Origin of the sequence: Bacillus sp. S71, from assembly GCF_016625265.1 — a bacterium.
Classification (GTDB): domain Bacteria; phylum Bacillota; class Bacilli; order Bacillales; family Bacillaceae_G; genus Bacillus_A; species Bacillus_A cereus.
The window spans coordinates 500,523-520,249 of the sequence record NZ_JACVUW010000001.1 but is presented as its reverse complement, the minus strand read 5'-3'; the positions used below and the strand labels follow the sequence as shown (position 1 = coordinate 520,249).

Here is a 19,727-nt window from a genome sequence, read left to right as displayed (position 1 = left end):
GGAGGAGATAGAAATGAGAGTATCTACATTTCAAAATGCAAACTGGGCAAAGAATCAGTTAATGGATTTGAATGTGCAACAACAATACCATAGAAACCAAGTAACTTCAGGGAAGAAAAATCTTCTTATGAGTGAAGATCCACTAGCAGCGAGTAAATCATTTGCGATTCAACATTCATTGGCGAATATTGAACAAATGCAGAAAGATATAGCGGATTCTAGAAATGTGCTAAGTCAAACAGAAAACACATTGCAGGGTATTGTGAAATCTTTAACGAGGGTAGATCAATTAACGATACAAGCATTAAATGGAACGAATAGTGAAAAAGAGTTGAAAGCAATTGGAGCAGAGTTAGACCAACTGGTAAAACAAGTTGTGTATTTAGCAAATACAAAAGAACAAGGACGCTATATTTTTGGTGGGGACAGTGCACAAAAGCCCCCGTTTACAGATGAGGGTACATACCAAGGTGGCGGAAATGATGTAATGTGGAAGTTGAACGATGGTTATGAAATTAAAGCTTTTCGTAAAAGTGAGGATTTATTAACTCCTGTAATTCAAACGTTAGTAAAGATGAAAGATGCTATGCAAAGTGGTGATCAAAACACGTTGAAACCGTTATTGGAGGGAAATAAGAAAAACTTAGACAATGTTATTAATCGTACGACGGAAGTCGGTTCAACGATGAATACTATTGATACGTTTAAGACGATTTTAAGTGAACAAAATTTAGCGCTTCAAGAAAATCGTAAAGAAATTGAAGATGTTGATTTAGCGGTAGCGATTTCCGATTTAGCTTATATAAATGCGACGTATGAGGCGACACTTAAGGCAGTTAGTACGATGAGTAAAACGAGCATTTTAGATTACATGTAAAAAATAAGGAGTGGGAAATATGGCAGGGACTTTAACGGGTATTGGTGATAGACAACAGATTTGGAACCTTGGTAATAATATGATTGATACCTCAAAACTTGTAGAATTAGAATTGCAAACTTTGGAAATGAAGAAGACACCGTATAATAATCAAAAACAGTTGCTAACAACTGAACGAAATGTATATGCAAGTATGAAAAAAGAATTTGGAAACTTTTTGCAAGTTTTTAAAGATTTAAATGAATTTAAAGGCAATGAAAAGAAAACAACTCTAACAAAAGAGGGGTTTGTTACTGCACAGGCAGATGCAGCAGCGATTGCTGGAACATATACTGTTACAGTCGAAAAAATTGCGGAACGCCATCAAATTACAACAAAACCAGTTGATAAAATAGACTTAGATGCAAAAATTGAAAAAGATGTTACGTTTGGTATTAATGGTAAAAAAGTTGAAGTTTCAAAGGACATGACTTATAAAGAGTTAGTAAATAAAATTAATAATGGAAATTATGGCGTGTCTGTATATTCATTGGGGGGACAATTGTTCTTTACATCTACTACAGCTGGGGAAAAAGGAGCAATAAATTTAGTAGATGGCAAAGAAGGTTTTTTAGAAGAAATAGGCTTAGTGAAGTCATCTATAGATAAGGATAATAACAAGGTATTTACGGTTGCCCATGAAATAACAGCAGCTACAAATGCTGAATATACGATAAATGGGATTAAAGATTCGAGTGTATCTAATAAAATTGATACGATTCCAGGTTTAATAATTAATTTAGAAAAAGTAACTACAGAACCTATCAAAATTACTGTTGAGGATTCAAATATAAAAGACTCCATTGATTTAATCAAAAAAATGAAGGATGAATATAATAAAGCTGTTTCAACTTTAGATTTATTTGCTGGTGAAAATGGAGCTGTACAAGGAAGTAGTATTGCATTTTCAATTAGTAATACGATGACAAATATATTTAGATATTCACAAGATGGAAAGTTTTTAAATGATTTCGGAATTCAAGTGGACAAAAGTGGGAATATGACTCTAGATGAAGAGAAATTAAAAAATGCTTTTAAAGAGGATCAAGAAACAGTGAAGCAATTTTTCTTTGGTTTTACTGGTTTAGGCCATGATATGGAGAAAAAATTAAATGGAATCTTTGGAGATGAAGGAGTTATAGGAAAACGCTCAAAAAGTATTGAAAAGCAAGTAAAAGATTTGGATGATAAAATAAGAGATATTGACAAAGTAAATAAAGAGAAACAAATAACTATTATTGATAAATATTCTAAGTTAGAAAGCACGCTAGCCGCACTGGATAACCAATTAAAAACAATTAAAGCAATGACAAAACAAAAAAGTGATGATTAATGAAAGTTGAGGAAGTGATCGTATGCAAGCATGGCAACGTTATATGCAAAATGATATTATGACGAGTAATCCGATTAAAAATACAATTTTTATTTATGAAAGATGTATTGTAGAGTTTCGTAATTTAGAAGAACTTTTACATACTTTTAAACTACAAGAAGGGGATGCACTTCTTGAAAAATTAGAACGTATTTTTGAAGAACTAAAGCTTCAATTAAATCCTGAGATTACGAAAGATTTATATGATAGTCTATATGGTTTATATGACTGGATTAGCATTCAAATTCAAACGATGAAAGTAACGCGTGAAGCGAAAGATATTGATGCAATTGTGAAAGTGTTACAAGATTTAATAGACGGTTACCGCGGAGCACTTGAAAATGAACAATGATATTTATCGGACGTTTGTCAGCTGTTTTAATGAAATCGGTGAATTGCAAGTGTCAGACAGAGAGTTTGCTGAGAAGAGTGAGATGTTAAATCGCTGGATGATGACATTGGATGAAGAAACGCGTGCGCAAGTTGCAGCAGAAGTAAGCCCATTCATTATTAAGGCAGCTCAGCATATTCGAGATAAGCAAAAGATTTTGGAAGAAATGATTATGACAAATGATGGGCGAATGAAGGCTAATTCATTTTACGGTAAATATTAATAATAACGTCTGGAAGCAGATTCCCCTTTTAAAAGGGGATCTATTCCTTCGTTTACATAAAGAAATCCGCTGATTGAGGTTTCATTTTATGACTGTGATGAAAAAATAATAGTAATCTAAATAATAGAAAAATGGACTTTAGTTTGTAGTTTATATATTGAAATTTTCTATAGATTACTATGTGTATACAGTTTTTTTGCATTCTTTTTTATATTTTTGTATTTTTCTAAAGACAACAATGAAAAAATGGAATAAAATATGTAAGGGTACATAATAGTAAATATTTTAATAAACGCATATAAGAAAATAAATAATGAAGTGAAACTTCTATCAGTGGATCATTACGTTAGAAAAGGAAGGGTGTGGAATATGCCAGATTTAGTGAGTGATGTAAGCCATTATATGAATTATTTAGTGACGAAACGAAATACTGTTTCTAGTAATATTGCAAATGCGAATACACCTGGCTATAAAGCACAAGATGTAACATTTGCTGAGCAGATGAATAAAAGTAGTGCGTTATATAAAAATAATGCGGCTGATTTAAAGAACAATCCAGATTTATATCAAACGAATGAAATGCACTTGCCGACAGTAAATACGAAAAATACATATGCAAAGATTCAAACAAAATCAATGCAAACGAATAAAGACGGGAATAGTGTGGATGTAACGACAGAAATGCTAGATTTAATGAAAACAAATCAGTTATACGGTATTTCAATTAACGCAATTAATACACAATATGCAATTAACCAAGCGGCACGCGGACGTTAAAAGTAGAAGGAGAGACAACGGATGTTTCAGGCAATTAATGCAAGTGGCTCAGGGCTAACGACAGCGAGAAAGTGGATGGAAGTTACTTCTAACAATATTGTAAATGCAAATACGACGGCGGCTCCGGGGGCAGATTTATATGAGCGTCGTAGTGTGGTGCTAGAATCAAACAATAGTTTTGCAAGTATGTTAGATGGGTCTCCTACTAACGGAGTGAAAATAAAAAGTATTGAAGCAGACAAAACGGAAAATTTAGTGTATGATCCGACGCATCCGCACGCAAATGAAGAAGGATATGTACGTTATCCAAATATTGATGTAACTGCTGAAATGACGAATGTAATGGTTGCTCAAAAAATGTATGAAGCGAATACGAGTGTATTAAATGCAAATAAAAAAATGCTTGATAAAGATTTAGAAATCGGCCGAGGATAAGGGGGAAGATAGTAATATGAAAATCCAACCAATGTTAAATACACAACCATTTGGAGCAATTCAGTCAATTGGTGCACCGAAAACTTCTGAAACATCTGTAGCTCCGGGGAAAAAGTTTATTGATTTATTGGAAGATATGAATCAAACACAAAACAATGCACAAACAGCAGTATATGATTTACTAACTAAAGGGGTAGGAGAAACACATGACGTTTTAATTCAGCAAAAGAAAGCTGAGTCTCAAATGAAAACGGCTGCTCTCGTACGTGATAATCTTATTGAAAATTATAAGTCACTAATTAATATGCAAATTTAGGAAAGTGGACGGGTGTGTTTAAATGGAAAAGATGAAAAATGTTATCCAATCGTTAAAAACGTGGCATAAGTTAGTAATTGGTGCTGCGCTTTTAGCGATTGTAACAGGAGCACTTTTATACTTCACCTTGCCAGATAAATATGTTGTTGTATATCAAAATTTAAATGATACAGATAAACAAGAGATTACAGCAGAATTATCGAAGTTAGGTGTCGATTATCAATTAGCGGCCGATGGTTCGATTCGTGTGCAAAAGAATGATGCTCCATGGGTTCGAAAAGAAATGAATGGGATGGGCTTACCGTTTAATTCTAAAAGCGGTGAGGAAATTTTATTAGAAAGCTCGCTCGGTTCAAGTGAGCAAGATAAAAAAATGAAGCAAATTGTCGGTACGAAGAAGCAATTGGAGCAAGATATTGTAAGAAACTTTGCGACAGTTGAAACGGCAAATGTTCAAATTACATTGCCTGAAAAAGAGACAATTTTTGATGAAGAAAAAGCAAAAGGAACAGCGGCGATTACGGTTGGAGTGAAGCGTGGCCAATTGTTAACAGCTGATCAAGTTGCAGGTATACAGCAAATGATTAGTGCAGCAGTTCCTGGCGTGAAGGCAGAAGAAGTAAGCGTTATTGATAGTAAAAAAGGTGTTATCTCAAAAGGGATAGATGAAGCACATTCTAGTAGTTCTTCTTCTTATGAGAAAGAAGTAGAGATGCAGCATCAACTTGAAGGTAAATTAAAGCAAGATATTGATGCAACGTTAATGACGATGTTTAAATCGAATGAATATAAAGTGAATACGAAAGTATCTGTAAACTACGATGAAGTTACACGTCAGTCAGAAAAGTATGGTGATAAAGGTGTACTTCGTAGTAAACAAGAGCAAGAGGAAAGCTCTACTGCGCAAGAAGGGGCAGATATGAAGCAAGGTGCTGGTATTACAGCGAACGGTGAAGTGCCAAACTACGGTACGAACAATAATCAAAATGGTAAAGTTGTCTATGATAATAAAAATGGTAACAAAATCGAAAACTATGAAATAGATAAAACAGTTGAAACAATTAAGAAACACCCAGAATTAACGAAAACAAATGTTGTTGTATGGGTAGATAATGATACGCTAGTAAAACGTAGAATTGATATGACAACTTTTAAAGAAGCAATTGGAACAGCGGCAGGACTTCAAGCTGATCCGAACGGTAACTTTATAAATGGTCAAGTTAACGTTGTAACTGTTCAGTTCGATCAGCCGAAAGCCGAAAAAGAGAAAGAGCCAGAAAAAAGTGGTATGAACTGGTGGTTATTCGGTGGAATTACAGCTGGCTTATTAGCAATCGGTGGTCTAGTATGGTTCTTATTAGCAAGACGTAAGAGAAAGAAAGAAGAAGAGGAATATGAAGAATACTTAGCAGAAGAGGAAGTGGCTGCAAGTAATGAAAGTATCTTGGAAATTCCTGAAGAAAAAATAGTGCCAGAGCCAAAACCTGAACCAGAAGAACCGAAAGAACCAACGTTAGATGAACAAGTGCAGGATGCTACGAAAGAACATGTAGAAGGAACTGCAAAAGTAATTAAAAAATGGTTAAACGGACAGTAAGGGAGGAACAACGATGTTAGATGAAATCTCCTCCAAAGAAAAAGCTGCCATCCTTATTCGTACATTAGAAGAAGGGGTGGCAGCAAAAGTCATTGAATATATGACAGCTGAGGAAAAAGAAGTATTACTTCGTGAAATCGCAAAGTTTCGTGTATACAAACCAGAAACGTTAGAAAATGTACTAGGAGAGTTCTTATATGAACTAAATGTAAAAGAATTGAACTTAGTCACTCCAGATAAAGAATACATTCGTCGCATATTTAAAAACATGCCAGAAGACGAACTGGAAAAATTATTGGAAGATCTTTGGTATAACAAAGATAATCCATTTGAATTCTTAAATTCACTTACAGATTTAGAACCACTTCTTACAGTGCTTAATGATGAGTCACCACAAACAATTGCAATTATCGCTTCTTATATTAAACCGCAACTTGCGTCTCAATTAATTGAGAGATTGCCAGATCATAAACGAGTAGAGACGGTAATGGGTATTGCGAAGTTAGAACAAGTTGATGGTGAATTAATTAATCAAATTGGCGAGTTGTTAAAATCGAAATTAAATAATATGGCATTCAGTGCAATTAATAAAACTGATGGCTTGAAAACAATCGTAAACATTTTAAATAATGTTTCACGTGGTGTTGAAAAAACAGTCTTTCAAAAGCTGGATGAAGTCGATTATGAGTTATCTGAGAAAATTAAAGAAAATATGTTTGTCTTTGAAGACTTACTTGGTCTTGAAGATCTTGCGCTTCGCCGTGTATTAGAAGAAATTACAGATAACGGTGTTCTTGCGAAAGCACTTAAAATTGCAAAAGAAGAAATTAAAGAGAAATTATTTACATGTATGTCTTCAAACCGTAAAGAGATGATTCTAGAAGAATTAGATGGCTTAGGACCGCTTAAGATGACGGATGCTGAAAAAGCGCAGCAAACGATCACTGGTACAGTGAAAAAGCTAGAGAAAGAAGGAAGAATTATCGTTCAAAGAGGTGAAGAGGATGTCCTTATTTAAAAACAGAATTCCGAAGAATTCTGTTTCTTTTTCTGAAGAAACGTATGAATTACAATTTCCAAAACCAGCTTCAGTTCAAATAGAAGAGGAAGAATTACAAGCTGATCATGCAGAACTTCGCGCCCAGCAAGAATCATTACATATGGAAATGAATCAGCTAAGGCAAGAGAAGCAAATGCTAGAACGAGAGCAGCAGCAGTTATTACAAGATAAAGAACAATTTCAAATGCATATTCATGAACAAATGGAACAGATGGAAGCAGCGCGTGTGCAGTTTCAAAAAGAACAACAAGAAACAGCATATGAATGGACAGAGTTATTATGGGATCAATCTTTTCATCTAGCAGAAAAAATCGTGAATCAAGCGGTAGATTCACGATTGCTTGATGTGTTACCTATTTTAACTGGCATCGTGCAAACATTGCCAACTTCGTTTGAAAAATTAATCATTACAGTACATCCAGAAACGTTTGAACGTATTCAAGAAGAGAAGGAGAATACGAAAGAATATTGGTTACTACAATTAGTAGAATGGAAATATGATTTCTCCCTGCAGTTTGGTGAATTTGTTCTGGAAGAAGAGAAAGAGTTCTTTGAATTTAAATTTGCACCTATATTCGCGAAACTTCGTCAGAAATGGGAAGAAGAGAAGTTATTTGAGGAGCAAAATGTATGAGCCGCCTGTTAATGAATGAGAACGAAAAATGGAATAAGTTCATTGAAACACCGCTGTATACGAAAGTAGGCAAAGTTCATAGTGTACAAGAACAGTTTTTCGTAGCAAAAGGGCCGAAAGCGAAGATTGGAGATGTTTGCTTCGTTGGAGAACATAACGTCTTATGTGAAGTGATTGCTATTGAAAAAGAAAATAATATGCTACTTCCATTTGAACAGACAGAAAAAGTATGTTATGGAGATTCAGTGACATTAGTTTCAGAAGATGTTGCTGTACCACGTGGTAATCACTTGCTCGGAAAAGTGTTAAGTGCAAATGGTGAAGTGTTAAATGAGGAAGCTGAAAACATTCCATTACAGAAAATTAAACTAGATGCACCGCCTATACATGCATTTGAACGTGAAGAGATTACCGATGTATTTGAAACAGGAATAAAATCAATTGATTCTATGCTAACAATTGGTATCGGTCAAAAGATTGGTATTTTTGCTGGGTCAGGTGTTGGTAAATCTACTTTACTTGGAATGATAGCAAAAAATGCAAAAGCTGATATAAACGTTATTAGTTTAGTAGGAGAACGTGGCCGGGAAGTAAAAGACTTTATTCGAAAAGAGTTAGGCGAGGAAGGGATGCGAAAAAGCGTCGTTGTTGTAGCGACGTCAGATGAAAGTCACCTTATGCAACTTCGTGCCGCGAAACTCGCAACGTCTATTGCTGAATACTTCCGTGATCAAGGCAATAACGTATTACTTATGATGGACTCTGTTACTCGTTTCGCCGATGCCCGTAGAAGTGTTGATATTGCTGTTAAAGAGTTACCGATTGGTGGTAAAACACTGTTAATGGAAAGTTATATGAAGAAGCTGTTAGAGCGGTCCGGGAAAACACAAAAGGGATCTATAACAGGTATTTATACGGTGCTTGTTGATGGGGACGATTTAAATGGCCCTGTACCAGATTTAGCACGTGGTATTTTAGATGGACATATTGTATTAAAGCGTGAGCTTGCAACGCTTAGTCATTATCCTGCAATTTCAGTATTAGATTCAGTAAGTAGGATTATGGAAGAAATTGTTTCGCCACATCATTGGCAACTTGCAAATGAAATGAGAAAAATTTTATCAATTTATAAAGAAAATGAATTGTATTTTAAGTTAGGAACGATTCAAGAAAATGAAGAAAATGCTTATATTTTTGAATGTAAAAATAAAGTAGAAGGTATAAATACGTTTTTAAAGCAAGGTCGATTGGATAGTTTCCAATTTGATGATATCGTTGAAGCGATACACCATATAGTATAAGGCCTCTGCCTAAGAGGTCTTATTTTTTTGTTTTTTAATATTTCACAGATTTTTTTGGAAAAAAACTATATAATAGAAAAAGAGAACGTTATAATAGGAAGGGGCTATGAAAACAGGTGGATAAACAGCAGTACGACACAATAAAATTGCAAATAAATCAAGAAAAAGAACATATTTTAAAAGAAGTGTATGAATTAACAGCTGAAAAAAGAAAAATAGAACAAAAAAAAGAATATGATTTATATGTTGTGAAATCGCGTAGTAAAGTCGTACAAACTGGGCAACGTATTATGGCGGGCATGCTTTCTTCACATACGTTTTCACCTGAAAGAATAGAAGAATGGAATCGAAAAATTAAAAAAACGGAAGGTTTTATTCAAAAAAATGAAAGCCTTTTAGAGCAAGTAAAAGAAAAAGAACGTGTCATTGATGAGATGTATCAAGAAAATTGTAAAAAGCTTGCGAAAGCACAAGAAAAGCTGGAAGAAAAAATGCTTCTGGATTTGAAAATGTGTATGAATGGATGAGGTGAATGTAGTGATACAGTCTGTATTACCGGTGCAACAAAGTTTACCTCCGCAAAAAGAAAAAGGGCTAGAAGTACAATCAAAAAATGAAGATTCTTCATTCGATCGTACGATGAGAATGGAAAATAAAAAACAGCCGCAAACGGAGAAAACGAAACGAGAAGAAGCACCACCAGAAGAGAAAAAAGATTATATTCTTTCTAAAAAATCGGTAACGAAAGAAGAACCAAATGTAAAGAAAGAAGAAAAAAAAGAGACAGAACAGTTGTTATTAGCTGTATCTGAGCAAATGGTTGCAATTGAGCAATTACATGTGCAGCCGGAATTGTTATATCAATACATACAAAAAATACAAGAGCTATATAAAGAATATGGCAATATTAAACTTAATGAATTACCTGCAGCTGAATTACAACAATTACAAGAACTTCTTTCAAATATGAATATCAAAAATGCTATATGTTTAGAAGATACAATGCAAATGGTATTAGACAAAATGAAGATGCCAGAGCAAACTATGCAAGCATTGAAAGTTGTAGAAACAGAAACTTGTAATATTGCAAAGGAACAAGAAGAGTCTAAAGAGGTAGATCTTCCAAAACTTGAGAGCGATGACGCAAAGGTAGAGTTGCCAGAAGTTGATGCATTAAACGATTCGAGCTCTGCAGGTGCAGAATTATTAAATAAAACGACGAGTACCGAACAAGTAGGGAAATCAAATAGTGGTGCTGAGAAAGTTTCATTACCTGACTTAGGAAAGAAAATGGAAGCACAAGTAGAAGCGCTGCAAAAATTTGTAGTGAAACAAGAACGTGTTTTATTTCAGTTAAATCCAGAAAAACTTGGTACATTAACAGTGTTTATGAAAAAACACGGAGATCAAATTGATGTTCACGTAGAAATGGAAAAACACGATGCGAAAAAACGTGTTGAAATCATTTTTGATGAATTGAAATTAAAATTAAAAGAAAAAGAAATCAATATTCAAATTAGCTATTCAGATAAAGATGAAAATCGAAAAGAACAGCGAGAACAAGAGCAAAGGCAAAAACAGAAATTAGCAAATACAAATCATGAAAAACAACAATCAACAGAATTTGCGGGATTATTGGAGGAATAAAGCGTGCCAACAGTTGGATTAAATACAACGAGTACAAATCATATTCCGTTACAAGCAGGAGCGCAAAAAAGTAATGTACCTGTTAATGGTGTACAATCGCCAGTGCAACAAAGTAATGGAGTTTCGGCAGGAGCGCAAAAGACTCCTGGGGTAATGGGGAAAGATGATTTCCTAAAATTGTTTTTATCAAGTTTCCAACATCAAGATCCATTTAATGCGATGGATATGAATCAAATGATGAATCAGACAGCACAGTTATCTCTTATGGAACAAGTACAGAATATGACGAAAGCAGTAGATAAGCTGCAATCAACGATGTATTCAACAGCACTTGATGGTGGAATGAAGTTTTTAGGTAAATACGTAAGAGGTGTTGACGGTGACGGAAACAAAGTAACCGGTCAAGTAGAAACAGTTCGCCTTGCGGAAAATAACGATGTACAGCTCGTTATTAATAATAAGGTTGTATCTCTTCGTTTCGTTGAGAGAGTGTCTGATAAACCGATTGGGGAAACGAACCCAGAAGACGCAAAGAAAGACGATCAAAAAGTAACTGAAGAAGTAAAAACTACAAATTCATAAGGAGTGTCCATACGTTATGATTAAAGCGTTATATACAAGTATTACAGGGATGAATGCAACACAAAATGCATTAAGTGTAACTTCAAATAATATTGCCAATGCACAAACAGTAGGTTATAAAAAACAAAAAGCAATGTTTGATGATTTACTATATAACAATTCGATTGGTGCAAAAGGTGACGGTAAATACGCAGGAACGAATCCGAAAAGTATTGGTAACGGTGTGAAAATGAGTGGTACTGTTACGGATTATAGTGATGGTACAATTACGTTAACAGGTGGCAAAACACAAGCCGCAATGGAAGGTAATGGTTTCTTCGTTGTAGGTGATTCAAAGGGCGGAAATATGGAATTTACTCGTAAAGGTACGTTTGGGATATCTTCAGATTACTATATTACGAATACTGAAGGTCAATACGTATTTGCATACCCTGCAAATGAGGCAACTGGTGAAGTTGATTTATCTGGAATTCCAGGACCGTTGCAAATTCCAATGGGAACAGCAATTGGTGGTATTCGAACATCGAAAGGGACAATTAAAGGGAATATTCCAACTGGTGAAAAACAAATTACACAAGATTTACCTGTATATGATAATGCAGGGAATACATGGACAATGCGTGTAGAGTTTAAACAAACGAGTGAACATAATTATACATATAAAGTACAAATGCGTAATGACTCGAAAAAAGAAACAGAGTTTAAGGATGTTCCAGGTGCAGGTGGTAATATGACATTTGATGCTGTTGGAAATCCAAATCCGAAAGAGCAAGGAGCCAATATTCCATTTGATGGCGGTTCTATAAAATTAGACTTAAGTCATTTAACAAACCATCCAACAGATAAAACATTATCAGTAACAGACGTAGATGGTAGAGCAGCAGCGACGGTTAAAGATTGCTTCATTGCTGACGGTGGATATGTGATGGTAAAATATTCTGATGGAAGTATGAAATCTGCAGGTCAATTAGCTGTTGCGATGTTCCCGAACGAAGGCGGACTAATGAAAACAGGTAATGGTAACTATACAGCGACGAATACAACAGGTATTTTAGCTCTTGGTGCATCTGGTCAAAACGGTGCAGGTAAAGTACGTGGTGGTGCACAAGAAGGTGCAAACGTAGATTTATCTGTAGAATTCGTTGACTTAATGTTATACCAACGCGGATTCCAAGGAAATGCGAAAGTAATTAAAGTTTCAGATGAAGTATTAAATGAAGTTGTAAACTTAATTCGATAATATATCGTAAAGAAAAAATGTAATGGAGTAGAAAGGGTTTTTTATTCGTATGACAAGACAAGAGCGAATTTTACAATTGCCTTTTTTCGAAAATAAACGTGAACTTGCCGAGCAAGTATTAAAAATAGAACGAGAAGAGCATGTATATTTACCAGATCAATTTGAAATTAAGCAAGTGCCTCCGTATTCATTTGGTGAAAAACAAGCAATCATTGGCCGTATCCATGAGTTTTATTTCATAAGTGTTGGTAGCGATAGCGTTTGGAAGTATCAACTGTTTAAGGATGAGATGAAGTGTCGTGAGTTTTTTGTTATGTTGCCTGATATTACGGATCAGCAGATAGCGTTTTGGTTTAATAACATAGAGTTATTGAAAAGTTCTTAAAAGCATTTTTTAGGTTTTGAGAGAGGACCTGGCGATGCTTTGGAGCGGTTAGTGCCTAATAGAGTCCCGACCGATGTGTAAGACCAGAGATATGTAGCGTTACTAGAGTAGTGTGGTAGTGTAAGAAGTGGTAATATAAAATAGTTTTAAGTTAATTTAAGATAGTTGTAGTATACAATTAGACTGAATTTCTATAAAAGGAGAGGTGAGGAGGATGGCGCAAAATAAGTATCGCGTTACATTCATTTCGCCGAGTGAGATTGAGCAGCGAACTGTAATGGCGGCGAATAGTTTGCCAGATTTAATTCGTAAAGTAGAAAGTATTATTGCGGATCCAAACGGTTATTTTGTAAATGATAAAAAAAATAATTGTTATTTTAAAGTGATTAAAGAAAATGTTACGTTTATTCAATATGAGTTACTATTTTCGGATAAGGAAATTCATATTGAAAAATTAAAACATATAGCACCGGTGGTATTAAAACGATTATTCGAAAAAATAAATGACCCGGAATTATATGCACTTGCGCTACTTGATGTTGATATAGCAACGAAAGAATATGTGCTAGCAGAAATGAATTCTGAGTTGAGAATAAGAGTAGAGACCGAGCTTTCGAAAAAATGGGAAGCAATGCCGACGGAAGTTGTAGGAGCACAAGAAGTGTTATTAGAGGCACTTGCTTCGTTTATACAAGATTAATTGTTTTTTTATAAAATGAATCGTTCGACTATCTATATTTTTTATATAGGTAGTTGACTTTTTCGCTTTTATAAAGCTTAATAATTAGATATACGGAATTAATGGAAGGGGAGCGACACCTTTATGTCACAAGCACAAAGTATTTTATTAGAAAGCGGAACAAATGAATTAGAGATTGTTACGTATACTGTTGGTGAAAACCTATTTAGTATTAATGTAATGAAAGTACGTGAAATCATTAATCCATTCCCTGTTACAACTGTGCCAGAATCTCATCATGCAGTTGAAGGTGTTGTTCAAGTACGTGGTGAAATTTTACCTGTTATTAACTTGGCAATGGCTCTTAATTTAAAGTCAACAAAGCCACTTGATCAAACGAAGTTTATCATCTCAGAATTAAACCAAATGAAAGTTATTTTCCGCGTTGATGAAGTGCATCGTATTCAACGTATTTCGTGGGAACAAATTGATGAACCAGCTTCATTATCTATGGGACTAGAAGAAACGACATCTGGTATTGTAAAACTAGATGGCAAAATCATCTTACTATTAGATTATGAAAAAATTGTATGTGAAATTAGCGGCACTGGTTATGACAATAAATCAATTGCAGGGTTAGAACAAAAAACAGATCGAGCTGAAAAAGTAATTTATATTGCAGAAGATTCAGCGATGCTTCGCCAAATATTAGAAGAAACATTATCATCAGCTGGATATACGAAAATGAACTTCTTCAGCAATGGTGCAGAAGCGTTAGCACAAATTGAAAAATTAGCGAAAGAGCAAGGCGAAAAAATGTTTGAACATATTCACCTGCTAATTACGGATATTGAAATGCCAAAAATGGATGGACATCATTTAACGAAAGTGGTTAAGGATAGTGAAGTAATGAATCGTTTACCAGTCATTATTTTCTCTTCATTAATTACAAATGAATTATTCCATAAAGGTGAAGCTGTAGGAGCAAATGCTCAAGTAAGTAAGCCAGATATTCAAGAGCTAATTGGTTTAGTTGATAAGTTAGTGCTTTAAAAGCTTCTATTTAGCCAGAATAGAAGCTCTAGCTAAGTGTTGAGCGGTCAGTGCTTAATAGAGCCCTATGCGATGTTGAGACCAGAGATATGGAGTGGTTATAGGTAAGTAGAAGAGCTGGCGTATAACATTTTTCTATTTAGTAGGAATAGGGGAACTACTTATGTAAGTAAGTTTTTAGTGATTAATAGAGTCTCATGCGATGTGAGTTCAGAGGCATGAAGTTTAGGTAAGAAGAAGTGAGGCTTTGATTGAGGATCTGAAGACTGGATTTATAAATCTATTTTGTTAGAGAGAGGAAGGAATTAGCCATATGTAGCATTGGCTAATTCCTTTTTGGTATTCTATACTCTAACCTGGCAGAAAAATGAAAGGTTTCTAAGATGTTTGGCGCTGTATGTATGAAAAAATCTTCAAATAAAGATTTTTGATTTGAAAATATAAGCAAACGTATTTTCGAGGGTTATTTTAGTAACATTTCGTGGTAACGCAAATTTTTTCGGTGAAAAAACATTCAAAATACCATATAATATAATTAAATGTAATTAATATGCAATTTTACATATTAATAAAAAACATTTTCCAATTTTTTATACTTTCTATACATTTTTGTATGTTAATTATTTGACAGATAATTTCGAACTGTTATAATATGGATATGTAAAAATTGCTATTTTCTTAAAAGACATGGGAGTCAGATGAGAATTGTGAAAGGATGAGGGGGAGTGGCACAGATTATGTATCACCACACAGCAATTAATGTATTAGGTCTTTTACAAAACATGTCAAATAATAAAATGAACGATATGCAACTAGAGGTGGAATTTAAAAAAATAGAAAAAGAATTCCAAGTAAAGTATGAAGAATTACTTGATTTACATAATAGAATGGTATTATTTCAAATAGATATAGAAAAAAATGGCGGAATGCGAGCGTACGAAAAATCAGCAATTACATGGCTGAAATCTGAACTAGAGCTACTGTATGAAGTGTATCAATTTTGTCAGCGTCACGGTTTAAACATTTTAAATATTTCAAAATACGTAAGTAAAAATGAACTAAATCTTTTTCCAAAAACAGAAAGTCAATTGCAAAATACGTATTATAAATTGAAAAAACGTGAAATACCGTTTGAAAATATTGAAAAACAAAAACCAGGACGAAAGCGAAAATATATACCAGTAAAAGAGACAATCGTTGCAAGAAAACAAGAAAACGAGTACGAATTAAAAGAAGAAATCCAGCATAAAGAGGATGAAAAAAATCTTGTAACAGTTATATCTGGTATCGTTGATAATTTTGAAACAATTAATCAATGTAGTGAAAGGAAAGAAGACGAACTACATCAGTTTATGGAAGGTATTTATAAGCTTTCTAGCATGGCAGCAGGGCGTTCTAGGGAAGCGAAGAATACACGTAGTCTAGAAGGTGAATTGCAGTCGTTACAACTAGAAAATGAAAGGCTAAAACGAGAGAAAGAAGAGCTTGTACAAGATATTAAAGGCATGACGCAGCTTTTAATTCATTTCATTACAAGTTCTGATATCGATCAAATTCGTAAATTACCAACTTTCGTACAAGATTGTAAAATGGAATTACATAAACTAGGGCTATATAATGCACAAGACGGTAAAATGAAAATTATGGTTGATCGTAGCGGACAAGTTATGACCGTAACACAGTAATAAAATTTGGGTACAAAATAAAAGGGAGATACATAGTTTATATGTATTTCCCTTTTATTTTGTATGTGCTGTAAAAAAAGTATCTACCCTTAAGTATTTGTACATAATAGCTAATATGAAAGGTACTAACCAAAAGGTGAATGTATAGACTTTTTCTAAAAGGTTAAGGGATGAAATATTTGTATTCAGGGCCAAAGCTGAAAAGGGATTAAACAGTGCTGTTCTTATATATTTACCAAACTAGAACAATTATCTAAATTATTTAGTGGAATTACGGAGTGAGTAATTAGAAATTGCTTCTTAAAAAAGGACAAAGGTTATGTGCGTGTATTTTGAGATGAAATAGTTATTAAATGAATAATATTATTCTCCTCATCATATTTCACTTCTGTAATAAGGTGGAAAAACAGCTACGTTTTTATTGTACAAATTAAGAGGGACGAAAGATGGCTATTAATCGTTCAAGTCCTTTTACATGCTATAAACAGAATATGATATGACCCGATTAGAGTATATGTTATATCTCTGTAATGAGCGGAGAAGGAGAATTTGAAAATCAGCTGTGATGAAAAAGAATGAAAAGCCAATAATACTCGATCAAACAGTAATTTTAGTTGTTATCTAAGGTATTAAAAATATATCACTAAATTCTTTACAGAAGGCAATGCCTTAGCTTAGTAATATGGTTAGGTCTAATATTAAACAGTAGCAAATAATGAAAAAGAGGCAATGGATAAAATTAAACTAACTGACGTTGTAACCGGTAATATTGTAAAATTCTATTGGTTGTAGCTTTAAAAGGAAAAGAGTTAGCTACAGCAGAAGTGGTGAAAGATATGACAATTATATGGGGGAACTTATTAGTGGTAGCGGATGGAACGGTATATATTAATATCTAAAATAAAAATTAATAAGAAAGTCTATATTCAATAAAGAAGTATGGTACGCAAGTAACAACGACACAGTTTAAAAAAGGACATATAGAAGTGATATTCTTTGGATAACAAATATAGTAACTGGTGACGTATATGTAATTGTAACAAAGCTGAAAAAATGAAAGTAAACGTGTAAGAAAAAATTATATTTGCTGAATGAGGGTGAGATTATATATTTGTTATAAAGATAGAGATAGAAAAAAGTGTACTATAGCTAAATAACTATATATAGTAGCGATATTTTTCTAATTTCTGAATAAAGATGGTTTGACTTCAAATTTTTAAAATGTATTTTTCTGTTAATTATATTCTCGACGCATCGATAATTGGGTGTTTAAAATCGCATTTTCGAATATTTTTATATAAATATTAAATCATTTTTAAAAAAAGCGTTAAAAAAATAGTAAAATGGTAATATAATGATTAAAGGTTATACATTTAGTATAAATAAAGGAGAAAAATTATAATGAAGCCTTTTCTATCAGCTTGTTTAATTGTAAAAAATGAAGAAGAAATGTTAAGGAAATGTTTAGAGTCTCTGAGAATGGTAGTAGAGGAGATTATTGTTGTTGATACAGGATCAACAGATTCAACAAAAGAAATTGCAAAACAATTTACAGATAAAGTATATGATTTTGAGTGGACGAATGATTTTTCTGAGGCACGTAATTTTGCGGCATCTAAAGCAAATGGGGAATGGATTGTTGCAATTGATGCTGATGAGTGTGTCGACCCTGATAATTTCAAAGAAGCTATAAATGAAATAAAATCCCACCAAAATAAATTTAATATGTATTTAGTGGAAATTACTAGTTTTTCAGGGACGTTAGGAGAAAATACAACTGTTAATCAAATGCCAAGAATATATATAAATGATGGCACGATTTGTTATAAGCGTGCTATTCATGAACAATTGGAAACTGTAGAAGGAGAGCTAAGAGTATCTTTATCATCTCTTAAAGTCTATCATTATGGATATTTATTAAATGTAGTGGTAAAACAAAATAAAGAAAATCGTAATATACAAATTATAGAAAAAGAAATAAATAAAGAGGATAATATAGCTTTCTCTTATTTTAATTACGGACAAGAGCTTCGAAGATTAAACAAGCAAGAAGAAGCCCTAAATCACTTTATTAAGGCGTATACATGTAAAAAAAGTGTTGATGAAGGTTGGGTGCGTACATGTTTATTTTATATTATAGAATGTTTAGTTATGCTAAAACGTTTTGAAGAAGCGTTAGAAATTGTATGTGATACAGAGGAGTTGTGGCCCTTGGCTCCAGATTTTACATTTTGGAAAGGAGAAATTTATTTTTTACAAAAACGTTACAATGATGCAAAAGAGATTTATCAAAATATTCTAGTAAACAACGAAATATATACAGATATAATCTATCATTTTGATCGAAAAACATTTTTACCACATGAACGACTTGGACAAATTTATGAAATTGAAAATAATGAAGGAGAAGCAATTAATCACTATATACAGGCATTAAATGAAAACTCTTTATCAGTTAGAATTGCTACAAAAATTGTACATATGCTATGTAAATACTATAGACCACAAGAAGTGTATGAATTTCTTAATAATCAAAATTTAATTAAGACGAATATAATACGTATAGAAATTATGAAATATTTATTGCATTTAGGGTATGTAGAGTTGGCGACTCTATTGGCAGATGATATGGAAGATGGGAAAGGAAATTTAATAAATATAATACAGATAAAAGTAGATATGATTACTACTATGAAGGATGCAATTATTATTTTTGAAACAGAAGATTTATTACTGGGAATTCAAAATGGAGTGTTTGATTTAGCTGATTTATGTATTTTGTATGAAATTACAAAAGATAAACGTATAAAAGATGTTATGAGGCATTCGAATTTTTCTCACGTATTTGAGTTTTTATTTGAAGAACCCAAAGCGATTCAAGAAATAAAAGAAGAAGAGTATCTAGTATTGTTGGATAGAGCTTGTCGCTATAATAAACCAGATTTCGTAGAGAAATTGATTTCATATAAACATTTTCTTAAGAAAAATAGTGATGCGAAAATTGCAGACGTATTTTATACAAATGAATACCAGGATATTGCAATTGATTTTTATCAATTAGCGGATGAGAAAGATATAACAGAGCAAGGATATGTAAATATAATTGAATGGTTAATTAAAAATAATAATACTGAAGAAGCTTATCGTATTGCAGTAGAAGCAGTTGGTAAATATAGTAAGGATTTCCGCTTTTATAAATATGCCATTGAGTTAATGGGGGAAGATAGAGAAGGAATTATGATGAAAGGACTTAAAATGTTTTCAAATAGTAACTGGTTAAGAAAGAATCTAATACTATCTATTTAAAACTATAATTGAGAGCAACTGTAAAAAGAAATATAAAATAAAAATAGGCGCTCTATTTATTATTGTCCTATCAGGTTGTATCCTTCTTTATTGGAAGGATTGAGGGGAACAGTAGAGTTGAAATTTTA

Annotated in this window: 20 protein-coding genes; all 20 read left to right on the top strand. The window is 33.2% G+C overall.

From position 1 onward, the window contains the following. Nucleotides 1–13: 13 nt before the first annotated feature. Nucleotides 14–877: a flagellar hook-associated protein 3 gene (locus IBT51_RS02455; RefSeq protein WP_200457986.1), complete on the top strand. Its 864-nt coding sequence runs from the start codon at nucleotides 14–16 to the stop codon at nucleotides 875–877. A 19-nt stretch (nucleotides 878–896) separates the two neighbouring features. Continuing rightward, a complete protein-coding gene (locus IBT51_RS02450; RefSeq protein ID WP_200457985.1) occupies nucleotides 897–2,249 on the top strand; it encodes a flagellar hook-associated protein 2 in 1,353 nt (450 codons plus the stop codon). Nucleotides 2,250–2,271: 22 nt separating this feature from the next. Continuing rightward, nucleotides 2,272–2,640 carry a flagellar export chaperone FliS gene (locus IBT51_RS02445; protein WP_001149516.1) on the top strand — a complete coding sequence of 123 codons (369 nt, stop codon included), beginning with the start codon at nucleotides 2,272–2,274 and terminating at the stop codon, nucleotides 2,638–2,640. Continuing rightward, nucleotides 2,630–2,902: a hypothetical protein gene (locus IBT51_RS02440; RefSeq protein ID WP_001058088.1), complete on the top strand. Its 273-nt coding sequence runs from the start codon at nucleotides 2,630–2,632 to the stop codon at nucleotides 2,900–2,902. The genes IBT51_RS02445 and IBT51_RS02440 overlap by 11 nt, the downstream gene beginning before the upstream one ends. Before the next feature lie 318 nt (nucleotides 2,903–3,220). Further along, nucleotides 3,221–3,679, top strand: coding sequence for a flagellar basal body rod protein FlgB (flgB, locus tag IBT51_RS02435; protein WP_445661887.1), 459 nt, complete (start codon nucleotides 3,221–3,223; stop codon nucleotides 3,677–3,679). 21 nt (nucleotides 3,680–3,700) lie between these two features. After that, nucleotides 3,701–4,114, top strand: coding sequence for a flagellar basal body rod protein FlgC (gene flgC / locus IBT51_RS02430; protein ID WP_065482994.1), 414 nt, complete (start codon nucleotides 3,701–3,703; stop codon nucleotides 4,112–4,114). Between the two features lie 16 nt (nucleotides 4,115–4,130). Further along, nucleotides 4,131–4,430, top strand: coding sequence for a flagellar hook-basal body complex protein FliE (fliE, locus tag IBT51_RS02425; protein ID WP_016082181.1), 300 nt, complete (start codon nucleotides 4,131–4,133; stop codon nucleotides 4,428–4,430). Nucleotides 4,431–4,452: 22 nt separating this feature from the next. Then, nucleotides 4,453–6,027: a flagellar M-ring protein FliF C-terminal domain-containing protein gene (locus IBT51_RS02420; RefSeq protein WP_200457983.1), complete on the top strand. Its 1,575-nt coding sequence runs from the start codon at nucleotides 4,453–4,455 to the stop codon at nucleotides 6,025–6,027. Between the two features lie 13 nt (nucleotides 6,028–6,040). Continuing rightward, nucleotides 6,041–7,045 (top strand): flagellar motor switch protein FliG, encoded by a 1,005-nt coding sequence (fliG, locus tag IBT51_RS02415; protein WP_000883364.1) that lies wholly within the window; start codon nucleotides 6,041–6,043, stop codon nucleotides 7,043–7,045. Continuing rightward, a complete protein-coding gene (locus tag IBT51_RS02410) occupies nucleotides 7,032–7,721 on the top strand; it encodes a FliH/SctL family protein (RefSeq protein WP_200457982.1) in 690 nt (229 codons plus the stop codon). Before fliG ends, IBT51_RS02410 begins: the two co-directional genes overlap by 14 nt. Continuing rightward, nucleotides 7,718–9,022, top strand: coding sequence for a flagellar protein export ATPase FliI (locus IBT51_RS02405; protein ID WP_200457981.1), 1,305 nt, complete (start codon nucleotides 7,718–7,720; stop codon nucleotides 9,020–9,022). The genes IBT51_RS02410 and IBT51_RS02405 overlap by 4 nt, the downstream gene beginning before the upstream one ends. Before the next feature lie 116 nt (nucleotides 9,023–9,138). After that, nucleotides 9,139–9,549, top strand: a complete 411-nt coding sequence (locus tag IBT51_RS02400) for a hypothetical protein (RefSeq protein ID WP_000360860.1) — start codon at nucleotides 9,139–9,141, stop codon at nucleotides 9,547–9,549. A 10-nt stretch (nucleotides 9,550–9,559) separates the two neighbouring features. Continuing rightward, entirely contained in the window at nucleotides 9,560–10,669 is a 1,110-nt protein-coding gene (locus tag IBT51_RS02395) for a flagellar hook-length control protein FliK (RefSeq protein WP_140155646.1), read from the top strand. 3 nt (nucleotides 10,670–10,672) lie between these two features. Further along, on the top strand, nucleotides 10,673–11,251 hold the full coding sequence (locus IBT51_RS02390; protein WP_001143462.1) for a flagellar hook assembly protein FlgD: 579 nt from the start codon (nucleotides 10,673–10,675) through the stop codon (nucleotides 11,249–11,251). Between the two features lie 16 nt (nucleotides 11,252–11,267). Further along, nucleotides 11,268–12,491 carry a flagellar hook protein FlgE gene (locus tag IBT51_RS02385; protein WP_000588320.1) on the top strand — a complete coding sequence of 408 codons (1,224 nt, stop codon included), beginning with the start codon at nucleotides 11,268–11,270 and terminating at the stop codon, nucleotides 12,489–12,491. Nucleotides 12,492–12,540: 49 nt separating this feature from the next. Beyond that, entirely contained in the window at nucleotides 12,541–12,876 is a 336-nt protein-coding gene (locus IBT51_RS02380) for a DUF3964 family protein (protein WP_016122222.1), read from the top strand. 214 nt (nucleotides 12,877–13,090) lie between these two features. Then, complete coding sequence (locus IBT51_RS02375; protein ID WP_063546972.1) at nucleotides 13,091–13,576, top strand: hypothetical protein; 486 nt, start codon at nucleotides 13,091–13,093, stop codon at nucleotides 13,574–13,576. A gap of 123 nt (nucleotides 13,577–13,699) precedes the next feature. After that, the gene (locus IBT51_RS02370) at nucleotides 13,700–14,608 is read left to right on the top strand and encodes a chemotaxis protein (protein ID WP_000075943.1); all 909 of its coding nucleotides are present in this window, start codon (nucleotides 13,700–13,702) and stop codon (nucleotides 14,606–14,608) included. 737 nt (nucleotides 14,609–15,345) lie between these two features. Further along, nucleotides 15,346–16,293, top strand: a complete 948-nt coding sequence (locus IBT51_RS02365; RefSeq protein ID WP_000274679.1) for a DNA-binding domain-containing protein — start codon at nucleotides 15,346–15,348, stop codon at nucleotides 16,291–16,293. Between the two features lie 1,401 nt (nucleotides 16,294–17,694). Further along, entirely contained in the window at nucleotides 17,695–19,599 is a 1,905-nt protein-coding gene (locus tag IBT51_RS02360; protein WP_200457980.1) for a tetratricopeptide repeat-containing glycosyltransferase family 2 protein, read from the top strand. Nucleotides 19,600–19,727: the final 128 nt, after the last annotated feature.